The organism is Streptomyces sp. NPDC107517 (assembly GCF_055582645.1).
Window position 1 is genome coordinate 327,904 of the sequence record NZ_JBVJPM010000004.1, and the last position, 22,535, is coordinate 350,438.

Here is a 22,535-nt window from a genome sequence, read left to right on the forward strand (position 1 = left end):
CAGTGTAGCGGGTGGTACCTGATCCAAGGGCGGAGAGATGTGCGCACTGGCTCAGGCGGCGAGCGCGTGGGTGATCTTGGCTCGGGCGACGGAGTTGCTCAGCCAGGCGTAGCCGACGTAGATCAGCAGGGCCGCGTCGGCCCCGTAGGCAGGAACTCTCTTGTGGGGGTAGCTCTGGTCGAAGCGGGAGTGCTGGGACTCGCTGTCCTGGCGGAAGCCCTTGAGGCGGCGGCCGGCATGGGTGTCCGGCGGTACCTGCCTCAGGTGCTCGGTGCGGTTGAAGCGCTGCCGTTTGGTCGAGGGGTCGATCTCCCGGTCCTCCGGGGTTTCGTCGACTCGGATGCGCAGGGTGTGGTTCTTCACCTGACAGGGGATGGTCAGCCGGTGGTAGAAGCGGGTTCGCTTCGACTCGCGGCGCTCAAGTTCTTCCACGGGAAGCGGCGTGTAGTGAGTGGTGCCGTCGTCGGTGATCAGACGCTTGCAGACGCGGCCCTCGGCGACGTAGAGGTCGTGGCGGCAGGGACCGTCCTCGAAGCGTTGGAGCGACTCGGGTGCGAGCCCTCCGTGCTGGGTGGTGAAGACGACGAGGCCGTCCGCGATGAGGGGTGCACGGTGGGACCCGCGGAGGGCGGTGTCGTAGGTGATGGCGCGCAGGCCAGGGGCTCGACCGAGCACGTATCGGGCGAGCTTGACGAAGGCGGTGCCTTCGTCGTCGCGGTGGGGGTCGCGCGTGGCCGACTTGTGACGGATGGACTCGATGCCCAGGATGACTCGGCTGTGGGGAATGTTGCCGAGGCGGACGGCCGCGGAGAGGAATTTGTTGCCGTACACGCGGGTCCCACCGCCTTCGACTGTGTTGCTGGCGTCAGGGTCGACGCGGTGCGAGCGGATCTCTCCGGTCACCTCGTTGACGGTCTCGCGGTGCCTCTGTGAGGAGGGCGGGCAGGCGACGGTGGCATCGGCGTGAATGACCTGGTGGCGTTCGGGGTAGCTCCGGCTGACCCGAGTGCCCGTCTCGCTCAGCATCCCGTGGTCGAGAGCCTGCTGGATCCAAAGGTCCCGGCTGATGTTGCGTACCTCGGCGAAGGCAGGCTTCAGTTTTGCGTGGAAGTAGTAGTTCCACTGGCCTCGGGTCGGGCCGACCGGCAAAAGGGCGTCGGCGACCGCATCGCCCATGTGAGTACGGATGCTCATACGGACGAGGTCCCACCACAGGGGACGCTGGAGGTGGCAGGCGGTAGCTCGCGCTGAGCCGAACAAGGAGATCGCGCAGAGGAAGATCAGATAGACGACGGGTGGGTGGTGGGCAGGGCGTCCGATGCGGCTGGGACCAGGGAGGGAGCATGCGGCTGCGTAGAGGTCGGGGTTGTTCAGGAGGTACTCGAACCGCTCATCTGTGGTCAGGGGTGGGGCCTCCGGGCTCTTGGGCGGGAGGGGATCGGTGGCCGCGCCGAACGTGTCGTCGGGGACTTCGGCCATGACGTAGGCCGGCTGCTTCTTCACCGGCTTGCGCCGGGCTCGCTTCCTGGGAGCGGTCATGCGGCATCACCGCCTGTGTGCCACTGCAGATCGGCCAGGCTGGCGGCGACGTCGAGAGAGGACAGGCCCAGGTGGCGGGCTACCTCGGAGAGCTGGCCGGTCTCGTTGAGGATCTTGCGGGCGACGTAGCGGGTGATGTCGCGGGGCTCGACCTTGCGGGCACGCGTGGACAATCCGCTGCGTCGCGCGATGTCCCCGAAGCCCGCCCCGACGCTGGACTGCACCACGTTCGGGGCGGAGGTGGCACTGGCCACGAGCCGGTACGGGGCCGCTCCTCGCCTGCCGAGATGCGTGGCGCGCAACCCCAGGACATAGACACCCCACTCGTCCAGCGGGCAGGTCCGGGCGAGTGTCCGAGTCGAGCCCTTGGTGTGTACGGCGCCCGCAGTGAGATCCAGATCGGCGCTGGACGCGGCGCCGACCTCGGCGCTCCAGAATCCTGCGAGAAGGAGGGCAAGCAGGGCCGCGTGGCGGGTGGCCGGCATGCCCCGCTCGGAGTGGAACTGCAGTCGGGCGATTTCATGAGGCTGGAGGTCCGCCCCCGGCCGACGGGGACTACGGGCAATGGGCGCGAAGTCGACCATCGGTGCGGTCTTCGTCAGACCGAGCGCACGCGCATGCACGAACAGGGACGTCACGGCGGAGCGTCGCTGACGGCGGGTGCTCCCTGCAGGAGTGGGAATGATGCCCCGGTGCCGGTCGTGCCCCGGGGCGTTGACGAACGCTTCGGCCAGCGCTGGGGTGATGTCATCCAGCCGAGTGATCTGGTGAGCTCGCGCGAAGTCGATGAGCCGTTCGGTGACTTCGATGTACTCGTCGACGGTCTCGATGCTCATCACCCCGTCCCACGCGAGTTGCTTCCAGACGCGGGACACCTGCAACAGCGCTTCCTTGATCGCCGGCCTAGCCATGCTGGCCCCCCGTCGGGACCGTGTTCCGTGCGGGTGAATCCCACCCGCTGCATCGCGAGGTCGCGCTACCGTGGGCAGCGCTCCTCTCCTTGTGTGAGGGCACGCCGAAGCCCCTTCCGTGCGGTCTTGCCGCGGGGTCGATGGGTGGAGGAGGGGTCCGGCAGCGCCAACCCGGCCAAGGGATGAAGGCGCTGCCGGACCGTACGTGAGTGTCAGAGGGCGGGCTGCCCCCTGAGCTTGGCTGTCAGGGCGGCCAGACCGCGAAGGTGTCCGTGCAGCTGCATCAGCTCCTCCGGGCTCAGGCGGACCAGGTCGGCGAGTAGGACAGGGGGGCACAGCAGGGCGAGGAGATCCACCTCGGCGTATACCGTCGGGCCGGAGTCCATGGCAGGCCCCTTCGCCTCTTGTCGGGGCGGCGGAATGGAAGCGGCCCCCGGACTCGGAGAGCAGCCTTCCGCGTGGGCGCTGTGGCGGGAGTCGCCTGCTGTCGGCTCTGCTGGGAAGCGGCGATCTCCCGGTGATGCTTCAGCGTGGATTTCGGTCGGGCCGACGTCCTCGGGGGGGTACGAAGGCGGCGGGGGCTGCTGTGCCGCCGCATCCCGGGCGGTCTCCTTCAGCTGGTCGACGGGGGCGCTTTCATGCCAGCACATGAAACCGTCGCCATCAGGGACGATCATGCCGATGGCGACCAGCAGGTCGAGCAGCGCCTCGGCTTGGCGCATGCGATGACCATCCGCGCCTGCGGCGGTGAGGAGCCGCGCGAGGAGCCCGTCGCGGGCTGCCGGTCCGGATTCGAGGCGTTCCTTCATGCTGCGGGCAAACCACTGCTGCTTCCAAGCGTCTCGAAGGGCGAGCAGGCCTTCCCGTTCACCCTTCTGCCAAGCAGCCCCTACCTTCCGGCCCTTGCTCGTCGGCCGGTACCTCGAGAAGTGCCCACCCGCCTTTTCCAGGAGGCCGGTGGCGAACAGAAACGTCGGGACAAGACCGCAGTTCTTCTCGGTCAGTCCGGTATCGGTCGCCAGCCGGAACGCGTTGATGAACGGGCCGGCGCTTGAGCACGCGACGCGGATCACCTTGAGCTGGTCGTCTGCGCGCAGCCTGTAAGTCGGCAGCAGCCGTTCGTTCGGCGCCAGCAGTGAGCGCCCCTGCACCGTCACCACTCACCTCCAGTACGTGTCGTGATCAGGCCCGGACGGCGAACCGCCGAGAAGCGGGCGTGGGTATCGGCTACACACAGTCCTGCTACTTGAGTAGCATGTGGGATGTGATTGCGCATCCTGGCAGCACCTCCGTCACACTGGGCGCGTGGCTGGAGGAACGAGACGTAGCAAGAGGCCGTGCGAGTACGCGCTCGATGCCAACTGGCCGTACGCAGTGATGGACGGGCACCGGCCTGCGCAGATCGGCCAGGCGATCGCCCGGGCACTGTCGGAGGCGATGGAGCGGCAGGGACTGAGTGCCAATGCCCTCGCGTCCGCCGCCGACGTCAACCGGCAGGTGATCACATACGTGCTGCGGGGCGAGACGTGGCCAGACATCCTGACGGTGGCGAGCTTGGAAATAGCCCTTGGGGAGATGCTCTGGCCCCGCCATTTCGAATGGCCCGTCGACGAGAACGGCGTCGCACGAGAGCCGCTGCCGCCTCAAGGGTGACGCGGGATCGAGCAGTTCCACGGTGGCTGCGCCGCACTCCGAACGTAACAGCGAAAAGGGCATGTCTGACCGACCATCCAGTGTCGTGGAAATGGCCGAACATCCCGCGCATGCCCGAATGGGCAGCTAGCGTCGAATGTGGCGGCCAAGCCGTCTCAAGACCGCCGCCCCTTGCACGGTGTTGGCCTAGGAACCTGGCCGTGCCTGAGGCGGCGGTCGCCTTTTGCCGGCCCTCGTCTAAGCGGCCTCCCATGAGGCCGCGAGCCGGTAATACGCCCGCTTTCCGTCAGAACTATGGACTTTCTGCAGTACGAACAGACGCTGCAGATGCTCCAGAAGGCACCGGGTTCGCCGCACCGCGCTGGGGGTGTTGCCTTCGAGTAGTTGGGCCACATCCGATGCGCTCCACGCGCGCCGCGCGTCGCTGCTGATGACCCGCATGACTGCGATCGAACGGGAGCCCTCGACCCGGACGGGTGCCGCCTGCGCCGAAGGCTTGCCAGGGGGCTCCGGCGAGGGCTGTACGAGTCTCAGCTGGACGGATTCCTGAGGCCGCAGCGAAGCCCGCAGGGTGGCTCCTTCTCGGACCGTGGCCTGGAAGTCGTCAAGCCACTCCCGGGCCTTCTGTCGTTGCAGTGCTGCCTGTTCGCGTTCCTCGGCGGCTTTGGCCATCTCGCGCTGGAGGGCCTCAATGGACTCCTGCAGGCGACGCGTGAGCTCATCTTTGGACAGGATGAGTGCGTCGCACTCCCTGAACATCGCCTCCATGTCCTTGGCGACCCAGTCCGCGGACGGCGAGCGGCCGTCGATCAGGCTCATGGCGCAACACTAGGGAAGGCGTAAGGCATCCGTCTGCCCTTCTGAGCCCTAAGCGCACAGCTGACTAATCTTGATTGGCGCGGGTCATGTGCGATTGAATCTGTTCGCTGGCCTGCGCGAAAATCTGCTCCAACTAGACTGATTCAGAAGGCATTTCTGCCCTTCGAGCGCTCTGTGGGAGCGCTGGGTCATGACTCGTGAAACTTGCTCTCAGGTGCGCTCAGCAAAGAATGCCGGTACTGAGCCTTTTCCAACCTCCTGCGCTGGCTGGGCAGTTGGCCTGACAAACAGATGAAGCCCCTGGTAGATGGGTTCTCGACCAAGAGAACCGTCTTCACCAGAGCCTTTTCCATCCTTACCCTCCATCTGGCCAGATCAGGCCGAGGATGGAAGAGGCTCGGTGCACCCATGCCCTGGTAGCCGCGCCTGCGAGCACCTCCATGAAGGGGCTGCCGAGCAGGAGCTGGGCAGCACTGCCGTGCCGGGAGTGCTGCCCGCCCACGCGTGCAAAGGCGCCGTCAGCCCCTCACGGTCAGCAGGCGCACGGCCACTCGGCGCCCGTCGTGCTCGTACTCCACGCGGCTGCCGGCCGTCCGACCGAACAGGGCTTGCCCGAGCGGCGCGAAGGGGCTGAGCTTCTCCACGTCCGTCGAGTGTGGCTCCTGGGAGGTGATCTCGTACTCCTGCTGTTCCCCGCCGATCTCCACCCGAACCAGGCGACCAGGGCACACCGCGTCCACCGCGGCCCTGCGGTCGCCGGTCAGGTAGGCCTTGAGCAGTGCGGCGCGCTCCTCCAACTGCTCGATGCGTCCGCGCTGCTTTCGCTGCTGGTCGGTGCGGGCTCGCGGACGCGAACCGTTCCCTGCCTGGCCGGACTGCCGCTCCAACTCGGCCCGCAACTGGTCCAACTCGTGGCGGATCCGCTGTTCCGCGGACTCCGGCAAGGCAGCCGCGGACGATACCTTGCCGCTTTGCGCAGGCCGCCGGGGCGCGGGTACTTCCGCCAGGGCGAGCGGTGGTACCGACGCGGGAGTGATGTCCGGCGTGGCCCTCGGCTGCAGGGCGACGCTCACGCTCCGGGCGGCGGCCCGCTCGACTGCAGTTCTCAGCCGGGCCTCGGCCTCCACCCGGTTGCGGTACCAGTCGGTCCCCCAGATCCGGTGCAACGTCCAGCCGAGGCCTGTGAGCATGGACTCGCGCAGCCGGTCGCGATCACGGGCGGCCTTGGAGGAGTGGTACATGGCACCGTCGCATTCGATGCCCAGGGCGTAACGGCCAGGGCGCTGCGGGTCGCGTACCCCCAGGTCGATGCGGTAGCCGGCGACGCCCACCTGCGGCTGGACGGTGTAGCCCCAGCCGCGCAGCACCTCCAGCACCGACTCCTCGAAGGGACTCTCAGGTACGGCCTCGCCGTCCTCGGCATCCTGGGCGAGGACGACCGGCCCGTACTTGGCGTACTTGAGGTAGCGGGCGAAGTGTTCGAAGCTCTCGCTCGCAGACGGCCGCAGGGTCTCGGGCTCGAAGGACGCCACCACCTCGACCCGGTAGCGGGCGCGGGTGACGGCGACGTTGAGCCGCCGCCAGCCGTCCTTGCGGTTGATCGGTCCGAAGTTCTGGTTGAGTTTGCCGTTCTCGTCCGGGCCGTAGCCGACCGACATGATGATCACATCACGCTCGTCGCCCTGCACCGCTTCGAGGTTCTTGATGAAGAAGCCGTCCAGGCGGTCGTCGGAGAAGCACTCGTCGAGGTCTGGGTTCCGCCCGCGCTCACGCTCGACAGCCTCCCGGATCACCTCGGCCTGGGACTGGGAGAGCGCGACGACGCCCAGTGAGCGGTTGGGGCGGGTGCGGAAGTGGTGGATGACGAGCCGGGCGACCTCGACGGCCTCACCGGGGTTGTTGCGGGCCGCCGAACCAGAGTGGTAGACGCCGTGTTCGGCCTTGAAGAAGGCCACACCTACGTCGGGCCCCTCGGAGAACGCACCGGGGAAGGTGGTCATGGCGCCCCGGTAGAACTGCTTGTTGCTGAAGGCGATCAGGTGCTCGTGGCGGCTGCGGTAGTGCCAGCGCAGCGACAGCTCCTTGAGCATCCCGTTGCCCTTGGCCAGGGAGAGCAGGGACTCGTAGCGGGGCATCTCCTCCTCGGCGTACGGGTCGTCCTCCTCGTCCTCGCCGGCGGTGAAGAACGCGGTGGGCGGCAGCTGGTTCTCGTCGCCAGCGACGATCAGAGCCTTGGCCCGGTAGATGCAGTTGATCGCATCCTGCGGCAGGACCTGGGACGCCTCGTCGAAGATCACGACGTCGAAGGTGAAGTCCGGCGGCAGGAACCGGCTGACTGTCAGGGGGCTCATCATGAAGCAGGGCTTGACGCGCAGTGCGGCCTCACCGGCCTCCCGAAGCAGCACGTGCACCGGCTTGTGCCGCATCTTCTTCTTGCCCTCGTGCTGGATAAGTTTGGTGCCGGCACTGCTGAGCACACCGGGCCGGTTCATGTCACAGGCGCTCGCCACCCGGATCCGAGCATGTTCGGCTAGGGCCCGGTCGACGTCGCGGAAGGCGGCGACCTTGTCGTCCCGGTCCTTCGCCCGGTTCCACACTAGGCGAGGGTCGTTCTGGATGACGCGGTCGGCCCAGGAGTGCAATACAGACTTCTCCACCACCTGCGGGAAGTCCTCCGGCGTGACGCCGGCCTGGACGGCACGTGCGGTCAGGTCGCCCAGGGCGGCCTTCTCCAGCGTCCGCTGGCCCCGCTGATAGGCCGCCCACTCGTCGGGGCCTCCGCGGTCACCGTCCAGCAGAGTCAGCAGCCGCTCGGCCGACGCTGTCACGGACAGGGCCACGCGCAGTTCACGCCGCCGCTCCTCGTCGAACGTCCCGGCCAACCGGGTGCAGGAGCGGTCCCAGGACTCCTTGGCCTTCTCCAGCGCGCTGTCCGGAAGCGCCTGATGGAGGATCCGGGCCGCCTTGGCAGGGAACGGGCCCTTCTCGAGCATGCAGCCTTCCCGCAACCGCTGCAGCCAGGCAGTGGCCTCGGTCAGCGCGGTGCGGTCGGTGCTGCGGCCGGCGTACAGCACGCCGAGGAAGTCGCCGTCGCGCTTGGCGCGGGCGGCGAACTTCTCGTCGGCAGCCCGGGCGGCCCGGGCCGTCACGATTGCGGCGCGCGCCTCGGCCAGGGTCCGGCCATCTCGCCCGGAGACAGTGCTGACGTGCTCGAGCAGCCGTGCGGCCTCCCGCAGCGGTGCCACGTGGGCACTGCTCCAGCGGGCGGCGTCCGCCAGGGTGCCGTCCTCCAGGTCGCACGGGGCACCCAGGAGCGGCGGGAGCACCAGTGCGTCGCGCCACGCGGTGAGCAGTTCTTCGGCACTCCGGGCTGCCTCGCGGGCCGCCGGGCGGGGCGCCCCGCCGTACGCGAGCTGGGCGCGCAGCGCCTCGGGATCCACGAGCTGCGGGGCCAGTTCGGCGACCCGCTCGGCGCTGCGGAGTGCCTTCTCCGCAGCGGCGAAGTCGGTCTCCTCGCTCTGCCAGAAATGGCCGAGGAGCTCGCCATCGCGGCGGCCCTCCTGTTCCAGCCGCTGTTGGGCCTGCTGCCAGGCGACGGCGTTCGGCAGTGCCGCCAAGACCTGCTTGGTGCACTTGGCGCCCTCGGGCAGCAGGGCGCGCACGGCACGGCGGTCGGCCCGGTGGGAAGAGGACAAGCGCGCTGTAAGCGAGCGGTGGACGGTGGCGAAGCGCTGGGCCACGTCCACCAGTGCGGCCTCATCCAGGACCCGTTCGGTGAAATGCAGGCGGGCCTTCTCCCGGGCCGCCGCCAGATCGGCGACCGCATCGGACAGCCGGTGCAGCGCAACACGGGCCTGGGCCGTGCCCGCAGAGGTGAGCCACCCTGCGGGGGGCTTCTCGTCCTGTTTCGTCAAGGACAGCTCGGTCAGGCGGACCAACCGCAGGCCCTGCGCACAGGTCTCCGGCGCGGGGACGCCGTATGCGCGCGCGCTGTTGGCCAGCAGATGCAGGGTGCGCTCCAGGTTCTGCGCATCGGCCGCCAGCCGGTCGGCAAGAGCAGTGGCCTGCTCTGCAGTGACACTGGAGAGTTCCAGCCCGGACGGGACGAGCTCGGCCAGCGCCTGCTCCTGTGGTCCAGGTTCAGGAGAGACCGGGACGGAGGGGTCGGCCAGCTCGGCCCAGTGCGGTCCGAGAAGCTCGTGGGCTGCCCGTTCGGCAGCCTCGACCACGTCCAGCCGCTTCTCGAACGTCCGGATGCCTTCGGTGACACTGGTCGGATTGGTTCCCAACCAGGACAGGGGGACAACAGGCCGTTCGGCCCCCAGCCGAAGTGCCTCGACGAGGCACTCGGCGTCGTACAGGCCGTCCCAGCCCATCGCCTCCAGCAGCGGCGCATGTGCCGCCAGGGCACCGCGCAGGACGGCAAGGTCCTCCAGAGCTCTCGCCAGTGCGTTCAGTTCACCACCGGCCTTCCCCAGTCCACGCCAGGCGAACGCCTCGCCCTCCAGGGCGGGGCGCCAGGAACGGGACACCCAGCTTGCGCCGTCGAGGATGCGACGCAGACGCTCCTCGGTGAGGCCGGCCGCGTCGAACTCCGGCTCCGGGGCGAGCTGCTGCAGGGTGTGCAGCAGTGAGACCCGGCCCAGGACGTCGTGCAGGGAGCGGTTCATCCCCTCGTGGTGCTCGTTCATCGCTGCGGCGTAGCCGGAGAGCTCCCGGCGCAACTCCTTGGCGGTCAGGAGTTCGTCGCGGCGCGCGGCCGGGAAGGAACGGCGGGGCGCGATGAGCGACCGACCAAGCTCCTGCGCGACCTGCTTGCGGTTGGCCGTGTTGCTGTGCAGGGCGAGGACGTAGTCATTCAGGCCCACCTGTTCGAGGCGGTTGCGCACCACGTCCAATGCGGCCGCCTTCTCACTGACGAACAGGACGCTGCGGCCCTTCTCCAACAAGCCTGCGATCATGTTGGTGATGGTCTGGCTCTTACCGGTTCCAGGCGGGCCGTCCATCACGAAACTACGGCCGTCGAGCGCTGCGGCCACGCACTGACGCTGGGAGGAGTCGGCGTCCAGCACGAGCGGGGCCTTCTCCGGCGGCTGCTTCTGGTCGATCTGCTCCAGCGGTACCGGGTCGAAGCCGAGCGAGTCCGCGGTGCCGGCCGCGTCGGCGCCCAGGCCCAAGGTGCGCACCAGCGGGCTGCCCAGAACCCGTTGCATGTTGTCCCGCAGGTCCCGGTACATCACCTCCTTGCTGGAGTTGAAGGCGTCCAGCACCATGCGCTCGCTGACCTGCCAACCGGCACGCGCCGAGACAGCGTCCCGGACCTGCTCCAGCAGGGCCGAGGCATCGGTGAGCTCAATCTGCTCTGGAGCGGGCCACTCGACACCCATCTCCTCCATCTTGACGGCCAGCGCCGGATTGAAGCTCAATTCCTCGTCCCCGTTGAGCTCCAGGAGGTAGGAGTCTCCCTTCCATCTGCGCAGCCGCACCGGCACCAGCAACAGGGGCGAGTCGACGGGATCGGCGTCGGCAGCCGGACGCCACTGGAGGAAGCCCACACCGAGGTACAGCACCCACAGGCCGTAGTCGTTGTACTTCTCCTGCGCGACGGTCGCCAGACGTTTGAGATGCCTGTCCTGTTCGGCCTGGGTCGCCTTGGTCGTGCGCAAGGCGAGGCGCGTGGTGCCGACACCCGTCCGAGAGGCGGGAGTGTCGATGGGGCGGCTGCCGCTCAAGGATGCGACCGCATCGCCAGGGTACGAAGGCAGGCCAGGCTCCGGCCGGACGGCAGCAGAGACATTCTCCGACACCGGAGCGAACAGGCAGCCCTTGGGCAGAGCCTCCAGCACCTGGGTCGGCCTCGGCGCGGTGATGTCCGCACCCGCCTGCCTGCTGCTCCGCCGATAGTGCACCAGCCGGTTGCGGAAGCCCAGGTCGATCAGAGACTTCTGCCAGGACTCCAGTAGCGGCCTCAAGGGGTCGGCGCTTCCGAGCTGTCTGGAGCGGCGGTGGACCATGCTGGTGACTCCGTTCGAAACCGATCAGATGGTGTGGAAATAGTGAAGGATGAGTGGCGGAAGCATAGTGCGTCCGCTCAACTGGCCGAGATGAGAGGCGTGGCAGGTCCGCACTGACCGTCAGGGTGTCCGTGATCGAATCGTCCTGACGGCCATGCCCCGCCAGACCGTGCGATTCGGGACGAGAGCGTCGGCCTCGGCTCGTTGCCTGGCGGCCTGGCCAGGGGCGGGCCCGATCTTGTAGCGGTGGCAGCGGTAGCGCAGGCACGGATCCAGATCGAGTTCGATCCCGCCGTGATCTACGGCGATGGCCGGGCCGTCTCCCGACGCTTGGCTCGTGACGGTAGTCCCTTACCGCCTCGACAGCCGGTCCATCCGTTCAGCAAGGCGGAGGAGTGAGACGGTCGCCTCGTTGCATCCGGAAGGAAGGTTTCCCTTGATGGGTGGGTCGCTGATCAGGGAGCGTCAGCTGGCTCTGGGCGTCATTCTCAGTAGAGAGTGATGGGGCCATCGGGAACCCAGCCTTCGACGTAGCCAGTGGTCAGTAGGACGATGCCTTCCGGGTAGATATCTCTTCTCCGTCTGCGCAATTCCTCGATGCTCCATCGAGTGTGTGCCGTCGACTGCTCCTCAATCGCCGATCCTTCGGCATCGCTGATGCGGACGATAAAGACCCGTGCAGCCGTGGCTCGGTCGAACTCCCAGTCTTCACCGATGCGTGACTCTCGGATTCCATAGACCGACCCGTAGCGTGGATTCGCCACTTTGAATCGCTCCGTTAGGAATCGGGTAGCTGACTCCAGGAAGTCGGTGCTGGCAGTCATGCGTACCTGAGGGACCGTCCAGCCGCCACAGCATCCGCCGCACAGCAGGAGGCGACGCTGGTCGTCCAGCAAGAGGAGGTAGACGCGGCGGTCTATCCGGGGCCAGGGGGTCCAAGGGGTAGTGGAGGGTGACACACCTCAAACGTAAGGATCTGCTACTTGAGTAGCAACTTCTTGGTGTCGAACGAGTGAGTGGGCATGCCGGGAAGGTCGGGCTGAGGCGTGCCGTCTGGGTGGGCCGATGGAGTCCAAGATCGACTACCTTGCCATTGCCGATGTGGTCATCACTCTTGGTCGTGGAGAGATGCCCACCGCAATGCTGCCCGGTTGCCGATACCTGAAAGCCGAGTGAAGTTCGAGGCCCGACAGACTGGTGCACGACCCGCCACGGTGTCTGCCGTCGTCACGCCCCAGGGGAGCCCAACGCAGTTTCTGCGTCTTGGCCGCCCCATCCGTCAGGGCTCCGCCAGAGGACGTGGATGTTGAAGACGTCGCGGACAGTGTCGGCCGACCAGTCCTCGGCAGGCGGTTCGCAGAGGACTAGATAGAGGCCGGCCGCTGGGGTAGTCAGGGTGTGGTTGATCTCGAGGAGGCGGGTCGCTCCCGAGCGGAGGTCCTGGTAGGTGCTGCGGCCGGCGCCCAGGACCTCATAGACGAATACGCCGCGGTCCGTGACACAGCTGACGTCGACGATCTCTGAGTCGGTCGGCTGGATGTCTGACCACAGCAGGGCCGACTTCAAGGCATGGCGCACCGCCTCGTGCTTCTTGCAGGTGCGATCGGCGGCTGCCGAAGTCTCCAGCGCGTTCAGGAAGCCCTTCTCTGTGGTCGAAGCCGGTGCGGCGGGTGCTTTGTCGGCGGTGGTCACGGGTTCGGTTTCCTTCTGCTCGGGCTGGGGCGCTGGCGTGGCTGGGGGGCTTGCGGAGTCAGGTTCGGCCTGGGCGGCAAGTCGGATCCGGAGCGTTTCCTGCGCTTCGGTCAGGGCCTGAGCCCAGGTGGATTCCCTAAGCTCGGCCCGCAGTTGGCTGACATTCAGCGTGCTGTCTTTGAGCGCGCGGTTGGCGCCTGCCGCGAGGTCGCGCAGCACGCCCAGACGGTTCCTGTCCGGGAATCCGAGCACACGCCGCACATCCACCCAGTCCGCCTGGTCCCGACGGAGGACGCGATTGGCCATGCCCTTGAGTTCTGAGAGACGTTCGCGAGCGTCCTCCGGAACCATGCCGTCGCCGCTGATCAGCTCGCCCAGAACGCCGAGTGCTGCCACGTAGCGTTTCGCCATCCTGAACGAGATGGGCTGCCTGCCACGCTGGTCCGTCGTGAGCACACAGTGGCTCGTCTCGTGGGCGAACACCCAGCAGTCCAGTTCGTCGCCCGGATGCGGGGGAGCAGAGCCGTGGCGGACGGTCAGGACCAAAGGCGAGCTGACGATGGGAGACAAGGCCTTGACCTGATAGCGGCCGCCGGGCCCGAGGCCGCTCACCCGGACCCGGATATCGGTGCCGATCTCGGGCACGTCACCGCCTGCCATACGTGGTTCGGCTTCGATAGGTGCTTGTTCGGTAGTGCTGTCGGTCTTCGTGAGGGACTCCGGGAGCGGGGAGGTATGCAGGATGGTCAGGCTCTGAGTGCTGCGGGTGAGCGCCACGTAGAGCTGGCGCAGGCCGGCCGGGCCGCGGTCGGCGATGGTGGCGGGCTCGACGACGAGAACGTGGTCGTACTCCATGCCCTTGGCCTGGGCGGCGGCCAGGACGGATACCGCCTGGCGTCCTTGGTCATCGATGCTCTCGGACCGGTCCAGCTGGCGGCTGATCTCGTCGAGCCAGCCGGAGTCGTCGGGGACGATGACGGCGACGGAGCGCGGGGTGTGCCCGTCGCTGGTGCCGACGAGGCGGGTGACCTGGGTGATGGTGTCGTCGAGGAGTCGCCAGGGCTCGGTCGCCGTCGTCCGGACGGCATCCTCGCCTGCCTGGCGCACGGCCTGCGGATAAGGCAGTGCCGGAGCGACCGTGCGGGCCAGGGGTGCTACGAACTCCATGATTTCGGCGGGCACGCGGTAGCTGGTGTTCAGCTGGGCGACGCGCCAGTCTCCGTGGTCGGAGAGGAGGGTGCCGAGGCGGTCCCAGTCGGCATAGGGGTGGGGCCCGGTGGCCTGGGCGAGGTCGCCGAGGACCGTCATGGAGCCGTTCACCGCGCAGCGGCGACGCAGGGAGCGGGCCTGCATGGGAGTCAGGTCCTGTGCCTCGTCGACGACGATGTGTCCGTAGCGTCGAGGGCTCTCCCCAGTGATGAGGTACCGGAGTTCTTCGAGACAGACGCGGTCGTCGAGGGTCCAGGGGTCGTCGGCGGCCGTGGCGGCCCGGGGCCGGTGCAGGGAAGCCTGCTCCTCGTCGTTGAGGATGCCGTCGGCGCAGGTGCGCAGAAGGTCGGGCGAGTCGTAGAGGCTCCGGAGTGCTTCCCTGGCGCCCGATGACGGCCAGACGCGTTCGATGAGGCGTTCGACCCGGCGGTTGCGTTCCAGGTCACGACGGATGCTGTCGTCGACGCGGCGGCGCTGAGTGATGGCAGTGAGCTCCTGCAGGAGGCGGTCGACGAGCAGGCTGCGGAAGCGGTCGCGCCGCTCACGGTACGAGCCGTCACCGCTGCGGGTCTCGTCCAGGAGGGCGAGCACTTCGGAGCGCGGTATGCGCAGGGTCGTACTGCCGGCGGTGACAGTGAAACCGGGTTCGTCGCCCTCGTAGGAGGCGGCGGTGAGCAGGTCGTCGAGGGCCTCGGGACGGCATTCGTTCTCGACGCGCTGTCGCAGGACAGCCGCCATGCGGTCGTCGGACTTCACCAGTCGTGCCTGCGCGGTGTCGATTCCGAGGATCTCGCCGTCCCACAGGCGGGTCAGCTGTACCGAGTTGACGTCGCGGGTGCCGAGAGTGGGCAGGACCTGTCCGACGTAGTCGAGGAACCGCTGGTGAGGGCCGACGACGAGGATGTCCTGGGCCTTGAAGTGCTCGTTGTTGACCAGCCAGGTCACGCGGTGCAGGCCGACCGCAGACTTGCCGGTGCCCGGGCCGCCCTGCACGACGAGGATGTCGGAGGGCGAGCCGGTGACCAAATCCATCTGGTCGCGGCGGATTGTCTCGACGATGTCCCGCATGTTGCCGCTGCGCGAGCGCTGGAGCTCGCGCAGCAGGAACTCGTCTGGCTGCAGTGGCTTCTGGCGCTGGATGCGGGCGATGTCGGCGGGGGTGAGGACGGGGCTGGGAACGGGCGGGCGTGGTGCTCCCTCCTTCGGGATGCCGGTGGCGGGGATCGCAGGCAGCGCCTCCGGTTCGGCGTCGTCCGCCGCCGGCCGTGGCTGCGGAACGGTGGCTGCGGGGGCGATCTCGTCGAAGTAGTCTTCGACGACACGCTGGACGCAGCGCAACTGCCTCCGCAGCAGAACCTCGCCCGGGGCGTCAGGCCGGACCTCGAACCACTTCTTGGCCAGCGGGCTGGTCCACAGCAGGACCACACGGTCGCCAGTTGCGGGATTGCTGACGCCACGTCGTCCCACATACCAGGGGTCAGGCTCGTCCTGTACGTCGACACGACTGATGACCAGGGATTCGTTGCCGAGACCGCCGTACGACGCCGCCCGCTCCTCGGCTTCGATCCGGTTGGCGACGCTGTCCTTGCCGCTGGCGGAGGCCGAGGCGACCGAACCCCCGGTAAGTTCAGCAAGTCGCGCGGCATAGCAGTCATACGCGTGGTCCACCGCGTTCTGCTCGACGGCGATGATCTCGTCACGTGTCGTGGTGCCCATGTGCATCCCTCCCTTGCGACGCCCCGAACGAAGGACGCCGCTACGGGCCTGCGCCCGTACCCCGGCGAAAGAACTATCAGAGATCGCTTGATGACACCCAGTCAGGGGCCCAATTCTCGGACCAGCTCGCCGACCTCCGTCCGCCAGGTGAGGACCTGGCCGTGCGTGGGGCCGATCTCGTACTGGTGGTAGTGGCACCCCAGACACAGGTGAGACCAGACGGCCTTGGCCCGGCGGGCGGTCTCCGCCGCGGTGTAGCAGCGGAGACAGAGCATCCGGGCCCGCCCTGTCGTCCTGGACAACCCGGGCACCGCGGCGTCCAGCACTTGGCCAACAGCGACCTCCAGGGCGGTCCGCAGGGCCAAGGCTGCTCCGCGGTGACGGCTGACTGCTGTGGCGCCGAGGTTGCCGATGAGGAGCCGGTCGGCCGTCAGCAGGAGGTCTTCGACGGAGGTGGCAGGACTGGTTATCACGCGGTCACCTCCGGCTTGCGCACCTTCTGTGCCAGGGCCTCGACGTCCTTCACGAAACGGCGCGCGTCGGTGATCTGCGCGCCTCCGGAATGGGCACCCATCTGGCACTGCTTGATGAGGTACGCCGCCTGCGCCCCGTAGCGGGTGCGCAGTTCCTGGTCGACGTCGGCGGTCCGCCCGATGTCGCAGAACAGGGCGAGTGCCGCGATCTTTCTGAACTTGTCGGCGTCGCCGATGGCGGCCTGCAGCGCGTGCTCGGAACCGCCGGAGCGGTGGTGCCGGACCCAGGCGGCTTCGAGGAAGGCGTTTTCCAGGGCGATACGGCACAGGCTGGGCAGCACATGGGTTCGTGCCGGCGACGGAAGGTGCGGGGTGCTGACGATGGCCATCGCGTCGGCGAGCGCCTGGGCGACGGGGTCGGTCACGGGCTTGACTGTCACCCTCGACGAGGTACCCCGGTCGACCTCGAACACGGTCACGGGCAGTTCCTGGCTGGCGAAGGCCCGCTGGAGCCGGGTGTCGTGGGTGAATACGACGACCTGTCGGTGCTTGCCGAGTTCGGACAGGACCTGGGCGAGTCCGTGAACCTTGGCGGGGTCCATGGACTGCACAGGGTCGTCGATGATGACGAAGCCGAACGGGCTGTCGGCGGTGGCGGCCCGGGGCAGGAACAGGGACAACGCGAGGGAGTGCTGCTCGCCCTGGCTCATGACGCTGAGCGCTGAGGCTTCCTGACCGTCGACGGAGACGTCCATGACGAGCTTGCGGACGGTGGCCTTCTCGCTGCCCTTCAGGCTCACGGCCGTGAGGTCGATGTTGCTCTCCTGGCGGAGCTTTTCCCAGATCCGCTGCGAGTGGTCCGCGAAGCCCTCCATGCGCTGCTCCCGCAGCTCGGCGGCCACGGCCTTGATCCAGGTGCTCGCCTTCTTGAGGTCACGCAGCCGACCTCTGTTCGCCTCTACGGCGAGGGCCTTCTCCGCCCAGCCCGTCAGGCGGGTGACAAGCCTGCGCCAGCGTTCGTCCCGCTTCTCCAGTTCCCTGCAGGCCCTTTCCTTGACCGCAGCGCAGGCATCGGCCAAAGGTGCGGCGGTCTCGTGGGCACGCCGGGCGAGTTCGGCGGGATCGCTGAGCGTACGGCAGGCAGTCCAGGCGCCCCAGGGATCGGTCAGGGCGACGGGGATCCGCCCAGGCGTGTGGACGAGATCCTGCACAGCCCGCGCGGCCGACCGGAGTTCGCTGCGCGCGTCCGCGGCGGCCGTCGCCTCCTGCCGCAGTGCGGCGATCTGGGCGGTGGCATCCGTGGCCCAGGCAGCATCCAGCATCCCGTCGGTCCGGCACACGGGGCACGAATCCTCGTCAGGGTGGCGGTCGTTGTGTGCCACCGCCCGCTCGAGGAGTTCCGCACGCTGCAGAGCGTCTTCGGCGCCAGTACCGCGCAGGTCCTCGACGTCGGCGAGGGCCTTGCGCAGCCGGTCCACAGCCGCGCCGACCCGTGCCATGTCGGGTCCTTCTACGTCGGCCTCGGCGCGCAGCTCGGCGAGCAGGCCCTCGTCGGCGTTGGGCAGACCACTGACCAGTGCTTCAAGGGTCGCGAAGTCGGGAGCTCCGTTCGAGTCGATGGCCACGAGTGCCTCTACCGCGCGCTCGTCGTCCTCGAGCTCGTACAAGCCCTCCTTGAGGCTCGACAGCTCCGCCTTCGCCACCTTCGCCGCGTCCTCGAGCGCCTTGGCTTCCTCGCGGAGCCGACTGTCGGCAGTGTTGAGCTGCCCCAGGCCGAGGATGGTGGCGATGGCGTCGTACATCTCGGAGGGCTTGCCACTGATCATGCGGTCCAGGTCGACGTACGACAGGAAGGGCCGATAGTCCGTCAGAGCCTGCCTCCAGTCCACCTGGTCGAGGGCCACACGACCGTGCCCGGGCCGCTTGAGTTCACCCTCGGAGTCGTTGAAGTCCTCGCCCTTCCACGTCCGGGTCAGTGTGCTTCGACCGGTGTCCCCCTCGATTGCGAGCTTCACCTCAATCTCCGGCTTGCCGGTGTCGTGGAGGTTGCGCCAGTTGCGGCTGCGCGTCGTGTCCTTTCCGTGCCACCGCAGGTTGGTGCCGGTGAAGGCCGTCTCGATGCTCTCGGCGATGCTGGACTTGCCGGAGCCGTTACGGCCGACGACGAGGTTCACGCCGGGTCGGGGGCTGAGTTTCAGCCAGGCACGGGGGCCGATGCCGCGGAACCGAGTGACGGCGACGGACTCGAGGTAGAACCGGCCGGCCTGGGCGGCCTGCGGGGTCTCGCCGTCGCCCAGAGCCTCCTTGAGGATCACCTTCACGGCCTCGGTGAGGTCTGCCCCCGCCAGGCGGGTCTGCACCAGCTCCACCACGGGGACGGGCTGCTCGCCCTGAGTCGGCTGGGCGGGGAGGGTGAGATGGAGCGCGTTCTGTTCGGGCTGTTCCGTCACGGTCATGGGGTGTCTCCCGGGATCCGGTGCTGATGCTGAGGAAGGGTGGGACACCGGCTACGACCGTGGAGGGTGTGACTCCTACGCCGCATCCGACACCGGGAACGGTAGGGAGAACCAAGTGCTTTACATCGTGTAGAAGTTGATAACCCGGGTTATCAACTTCCGGTGCGAAAAGTGCAGTTGCCGATCCGCAGTGCACGCTCGATCCCGCAGCCCTGGCTGCTCCGGCGGCGGCTTCATGGCCAGAGACGGTCTGGGTGCCGAGGTTGGGACAGGCAGCGCTTGGACGCGTGATTATCGCGCTGCTCCTGCCGAACCCATGTCAGTCGCTGAGAGTGAACTCGACTCCACCGGCGCGCAGTTCGGTCTCGGTCTGGGTGAGACCCCCCGCGGTGGGACACCTCGACGGTGCAGAACTTCGAGCCCGGGGTGATCTCGTCGACCGTGAACGCAAAGGCGCAGCCCGCTTCAGTCTTCTCCCCGAGACCGAGAGAGCTGGTGGCGACCAGGGTTCCCGCTGCATCGGTGACGTTGACCTGGGTGTCGAAGTCGATGTCGGAGTAGCCGCCCGTGCCGGAGCACGGCTCCCCGTCTTCGAGGTCCGCGCCGACGTCGGTGAGCGTGATCGTGCCATCGCTCCCAACGGTTCCGGTGGCTTCGTCTCCTCGGCTGTGACGGCTTTCGAAGGACTGCCACCCTTCGCCCCGACCGTGTCTCCGCCAATGAGAGACACAGTCAGCCAACATGCCGCCATCGCTGCGGCTCCTGCGCCGCCACCGAGGGCCAGGACAGTGCCCCGGTGCAGTCGCGCCCAGCGGGAAGGGCCCAATGGTCAGGCAGAGGCATGACCTTCCTCCGGCGAGAACGTTGGCATGGACGGGACTGGTGCCGGCGCCGGGGCGGGGTTCGGTACGACGGGCTCCGGACCCGGAGTCGGGGTGGGGACGTGAGCAGGCGGTTCGGATTCGGACATCGCTGTGGTTCCTCTCAGGACTCGGAACAGGGCGGAGGCAGGCGGCCGCGAGCGCGGCAGCCCCGCCCGCCCAGGTGAGGGGAGAACCACAAGGGGTGGCGTCAGCCGACCCTCTCCCACTTCAGGCAGCCCTTGGTCTCGAAGTACTCGCCCTTGTTTACCGTCACGCGCGACTGGCCGGTGATGTTGTCGTTGGCGATGATCGCCTCCATTTCGCCGGAGGCGTTCTTGGTTCGGGCCCAGTAGCAGCCGAGGCCGAAGTTGTCGTTTTCGGGTCCGGCGGTCCTGTAGGTGCCGGCCTGGATGTCTTCGCCGACCAGGTACTGGCCGTCGCCCTCGATGGTGTCGGGCGGCCCGGGCTTCTTGGTCGGCTTCGGCTTGGCGGTGACTGTCTCCTTGGCCGTCTTGGTGACAGTCACGGCCGGCTTTGGCGCAGCGGCACCGGCGGCCTTGGTGACGGTGACGGCCGGTGCGGGCCGCGCGGAGTCTGCCGCACTGCTCGACTCTCCGTTCCCGCCGATTGCGGCACCGACGATCAGCGCGACGAAGGCCGTCGCACCGTGAGTGAGCCAGGCCTTCCGGCGAGACGGCCTCTGGGCCGGCGGCTGCTGCGGCACCGGGGGCGACATGGCGGCCCAACTGGTGGTCGGGGCGGCCCCGTCGGGCTGGGCGGCGGGCGGAATCGAGGGAGTGCCAGTCATCTCAGGGACCTCCGGGTTGTCGCGTGGGCAGTCCCACGCGGGGCATGTGTCAACGGAGGCCAAGGTGACGTTCGTGGATGGCGGGATGAGTGAATGAATCTGATAACCCCCGTTATCAAGCGATTCGGGCGCAGCGGAGGCCGTTCGCAGTAGGGTTCTGCCACTTGCTCCATAGCCGGGACTTCCTCCCGGAGCGGATAGGGCAAGGCCCGTACGGGGAGGGGGGTGGAGACGATGAGTGGTGCGCTCGAAGCGGGATCCCACATCCTGCCCGAGATGCCGGCGTGGCGGATCACATACGCCGAAATCGCCGCCCTCGCGCACGTGCAGCGGCCCGTCCCCACTACCTGGAGCCGCAGGCACCCGGACTTCCCCGCGCCCGTCGCCCATGAGGACGGCCGCCCCCTGTTCGACGCCCGTGCGGTCGTCGACTGGCTGACGACGACCGGCCGCGGAAATGCTGACCCTCGTCGGCTGCGCGCCGAGCTGGCTCTGCATACCCTCTCCGCTTGGCGGACCCCTGCCCTTCCCGCATCCGTTCTGGTGGGGGCGCTGACCGCGCTGATCTGCCTGCGTCAGCAGCTCGACACCGCCGTGTCGGGCCAGAGCTGGGAAGCGCTACTGGCCCGAGCCGACGAACTCGACTCCGAAGACATTTTTCTGCTCGCTGAGCTGCGTGCCGTGCCCGACCCCGACCGCACGGGCCCCACTCTTGCCGCTCTCGCGGACGAGCTGACAGAGGCCGCCTACTCTCCCGCAGAGGCCTTCGACTGGGTCCTGGAGGCCCGGCGCCGCCTCGGCTCCCACGACCTGGCCGTCGACGAGCTCACCCCGGCGGTGGTACGCGCCCTCGCTGCCCTGTCCGGCGTCGACATCCTCGACGAAGGCTCCGTCGTCGCCACCCCGAACGCCTGCTCCGGCGACCTGCTCGCCGCCCTGCACGCCCGGGCCGCCGAGGACTCCGGCCACACCTACCTCGCTGCCGACCCCGACCCGGTGCGGGCCCGCCTGGTCCGCCGCCGGATGCTCGTCCGAGGCGTGAACGAGTTCGACCTCGGCGTCGCCGAGGGGGAGGACCTGCCCGTCGACGACTGGGGATACCCTCATCTGCTGGTCTCTGTCCTCCCCTACGAGTCGGGGGAGAACCGCAGCCCGCAGGTCGTCCTGGAACAGGTACAGGCACTCACCGACTACCTCGACGAAGGCTCAACAGCCGTCGTCCTCGGCCCCGCCGACGTGCTCGTCCGCCCGTTCCCCCGGCATAGCGAGGCCGACCGCTTGCGCCGGTCTTTCCTCCGGGACGGTTTACTCAAGGCTGCGGTGAGCCTCCCCGACGGCGCGTTCCCCTACCGTCCCGGCTACCGCACCGCCCTCTGGGTACTGGCCCGAACCTCGAAAGAACACCGCACGGGCCTGGTCCTCCTCGCCGACTACTCCGCGCAGCCGCTCACCGACACGGTCCTTGACACGCTCGCCGAGGACATCGCCATCTGGCGCGCCGCCCCCTGGCGCGGCGACCGCCGCCACGAACCACGCCACGCGGTGATCGTCCCCGCGAAGGACCTCGACGACCGGCCGGGCGCCGCCTTCACCACCCAGCACCGCCCTCCCATGGGCCGCTACATCCGGGGCGTCATCGAGCGGCCGGTCCGCATCAGCGCCCTGGAGCAGCGCCTGACGGAGCTGCACGAGCAGGCCCGGCAGCGCGCCGACCTGCGCACGGCACTGAGTACCCAGGCCGTACTGCGTCCCGACGACCAGCCGGTGCGGCGCACCACCGTCCGCCGGCTCCTCGACGACCGGCGCCTGCGCAGACGTCCCGGGCACCGTTTCGCCGACGAGCACCTCACGACAGACGGCCACTACACGGTGCTCACCCCCGACGAGGTTCTCGGCATCGCACGCCCGGGTGGGCGCCGCATCGACCGCGGAGTCCTCCTCACCGGCTACGAACACGCTCTGTTCACCGATCCGGGCGACATCGTCGTCACCACGAGCCCCCGCTTCGGTGCCTACGTCGACGAAGCGGGCCTGTCCCTGGTGGCAGCCCCGGCCCGCATCCTCCGCGTCCACCCCGACGCCGACCCGCCGGTGCTACCTCGGGTACTCGCAGCACTGCTGCGGGCGGCCGCCGCCGACTACGCGCGCACCAGCGGTGCGGTGCGGGCCTCGCGCGGCATCGAGGACCTCCTCATCCCCGACCTGAGCCGACGCGAGGCCGAGCGCTTCGACGCCGTGCTCGCGGAGATCGAGACCCGCGCGTACCTCCTGCGGGAACAGTCCGCCGCCCTCGACGACCTTGTCCGCCTCACCGCCGCTGGCATCGCCGACGGCACGCTCACCCTCCAGAACCTTCCCGGAACCGACGACTGAAGGAGACGG

12 protein-coding genes are annotated in these 22,535 nt (G+C 68.3%); 2 read left to right on the plus strand and 10 right to left on the minus strand.

Features of this window, described 5'->3' with window-relative positions:
- Positions 1-51 precede the first annotated feature (51 nt).
- The 3 genes from ACZ67T_RS12380 to ACZ67T_RS12390 form a co-directional block, all read right to left on the minus strand.
- A complete protein-coding gene (locus tag ACZ67T_RS12380) occupies positions 52-1,539 on the minus strand; it encodes a hypothetical protein (RefSeq protein ID WP_469983503.1) in 1,488 nt (495 codons plus the stop codon).
- Positions 1,536-2,450, minus strand: a complete 915-nt coding sequence (locus ACZ67T_RS12385) for a hypothetical protein (protein WP_469983504.1) — start codon at positions 2,448-2,450, stop codon at positions 1,536-1,538. The genes ACZ67T_RS12380 and ACZ67T_RS12385 overlap by 4 nt, the downstream gene beginning before the upstream one ends.
- 212 nt (positions 2,451-2,662) lie before the next feature.
- A complete protein-coding gene (locus ACZ67T_RS12390; protein ID WP_469983505.1) occupies positions 2,663-3,607 on the minus strand; it encodes a hypothetical protein in 945 nt (314 codons plus the stop codon).
- Between the two features lie 148 nt (positions 3,608-3,755).
- On the opposite strand from ACZ67T_RS12390, the gene ACZ67T_RS12395 reads away from it, so the two are divergent.
- Positions 3,756-4,103 carry a helix-turn-helix domain-containing protein gene (locus ACZ67T_RS12395; protein WP_404225970.1) on the plus strand — a complete coding sequence of 116 codons (348 nt, stop codon included), beginning with the start codon at positions 3,756-3,758 and terminating at the stop codon, positions 4,101-4,103.
- Positions 4,104-4,340: 237 nt separating this feature from the next.
- Here the strand turns inward: ACZ67T_RS12395 and ACZ67T_RS12400 are convergent, their stop codons facing one another.
- From ACZ67T_RS12400 to ACZ67T_RS12430, 7 genes are all read right to left on the minus strand, one after another.
- On the minus strand, positions 4,341-4,922 hold the full coding sequence (locus ACZ67T_RS12400; protein ID WP_469983506.1) for a hypothetical protein: 582 nt from the start codon (positions 4,920-4,922) through the stop codon (positions 4,341-4,343).
- Between the two features lie 518 nt (positions 4,923-5,440).
- Entirely contained in the window at positions 5,441-10,936 is a 5,496-nt protein-coding gene (locus ACZ67T_RS12405) for a DUF4011 domain-containing protein (protein ID WP_469983507.1), read from the minus strand.
- Between the two features lie 488 nt (positions 10,937-11,424).
- Complete coding sequence (locus tag ACZ67T_RS12410; protein ID WP_469983508.1) at positions 11,425-11,760, minus strand: hypothetical protein; 336 nt, start codon at positions 11,758-11,760, stop codon at positions 11,425-11,427.
- Positions 11,761-12,163: 403 nt separating this feature from the next.
- Positions 12,164-15,553 (minus strand): HelD family protein, encoded by a 3,390-nt coding sequence (locus tag ACZ67T_RS12415; protein WP_469983509.1) that lies wholly within the window; start codon positions 15,551-15,553, stop codon positions 12,164-12,166.
- A gap of 101 nt (positions 15,554-15,654) precedes the next feature.
- Complete coding sequence (locus tag ACZ67T_RS12420) at positions 15,655-16,026, minus strand: hypothetical protein (RefSeq protein WP_469983510.1); 372 nt, start codon at positions 16,024-16,026, stop codon at positions 15,655-15,657.
- Positions 16,023-18,482 (minus strand): AAA family ATPase, encoded by a 2,460-nt coding sequence (locus ACZ67T_RS12425; RefSeq protein ID WP_469983511.1) that lies wholly within the window; start codon positions 18,480-18,482, stop codon positions 16,023-16,025. Before ACZ67T_RS12425 ends, ACZ67T_RS12420 begins: the two co-directional genes overlap by 4 nt.
- 1,071 nt (positions 18,483-19,553) lie before the next feature.
- Positions 19,554-20,069 (minus strand): hypothetical protein, encoded by a 516-nt coding sequence (locus ACZ67T_RS12430; RefSeq protein WP_469983512.1) that lies wholly within the window; start codon positions 20,067-20,069, stop codon positions 19,554-19,556.
- A gap of 318 nt (positions 20,070-20,387) precedes the next feature.
- On the opposite strand from ACZ67T_RS12430, the gene ACZ67T_RS12435 reads away from it, so the two are divergent.
- Complete coding sequence (locus tag ACZ67T_RS12435; RefSeq protein WP_469983513.1) at positions 20,388-22,526, plus strand: hypothetical protein; 2,139 nt, start codon at positions 20,388-20,390, stop codon at positions 22,524-22,526.
- Positions 22,527-22,535 lie beyond the last annotated feature (9 nt).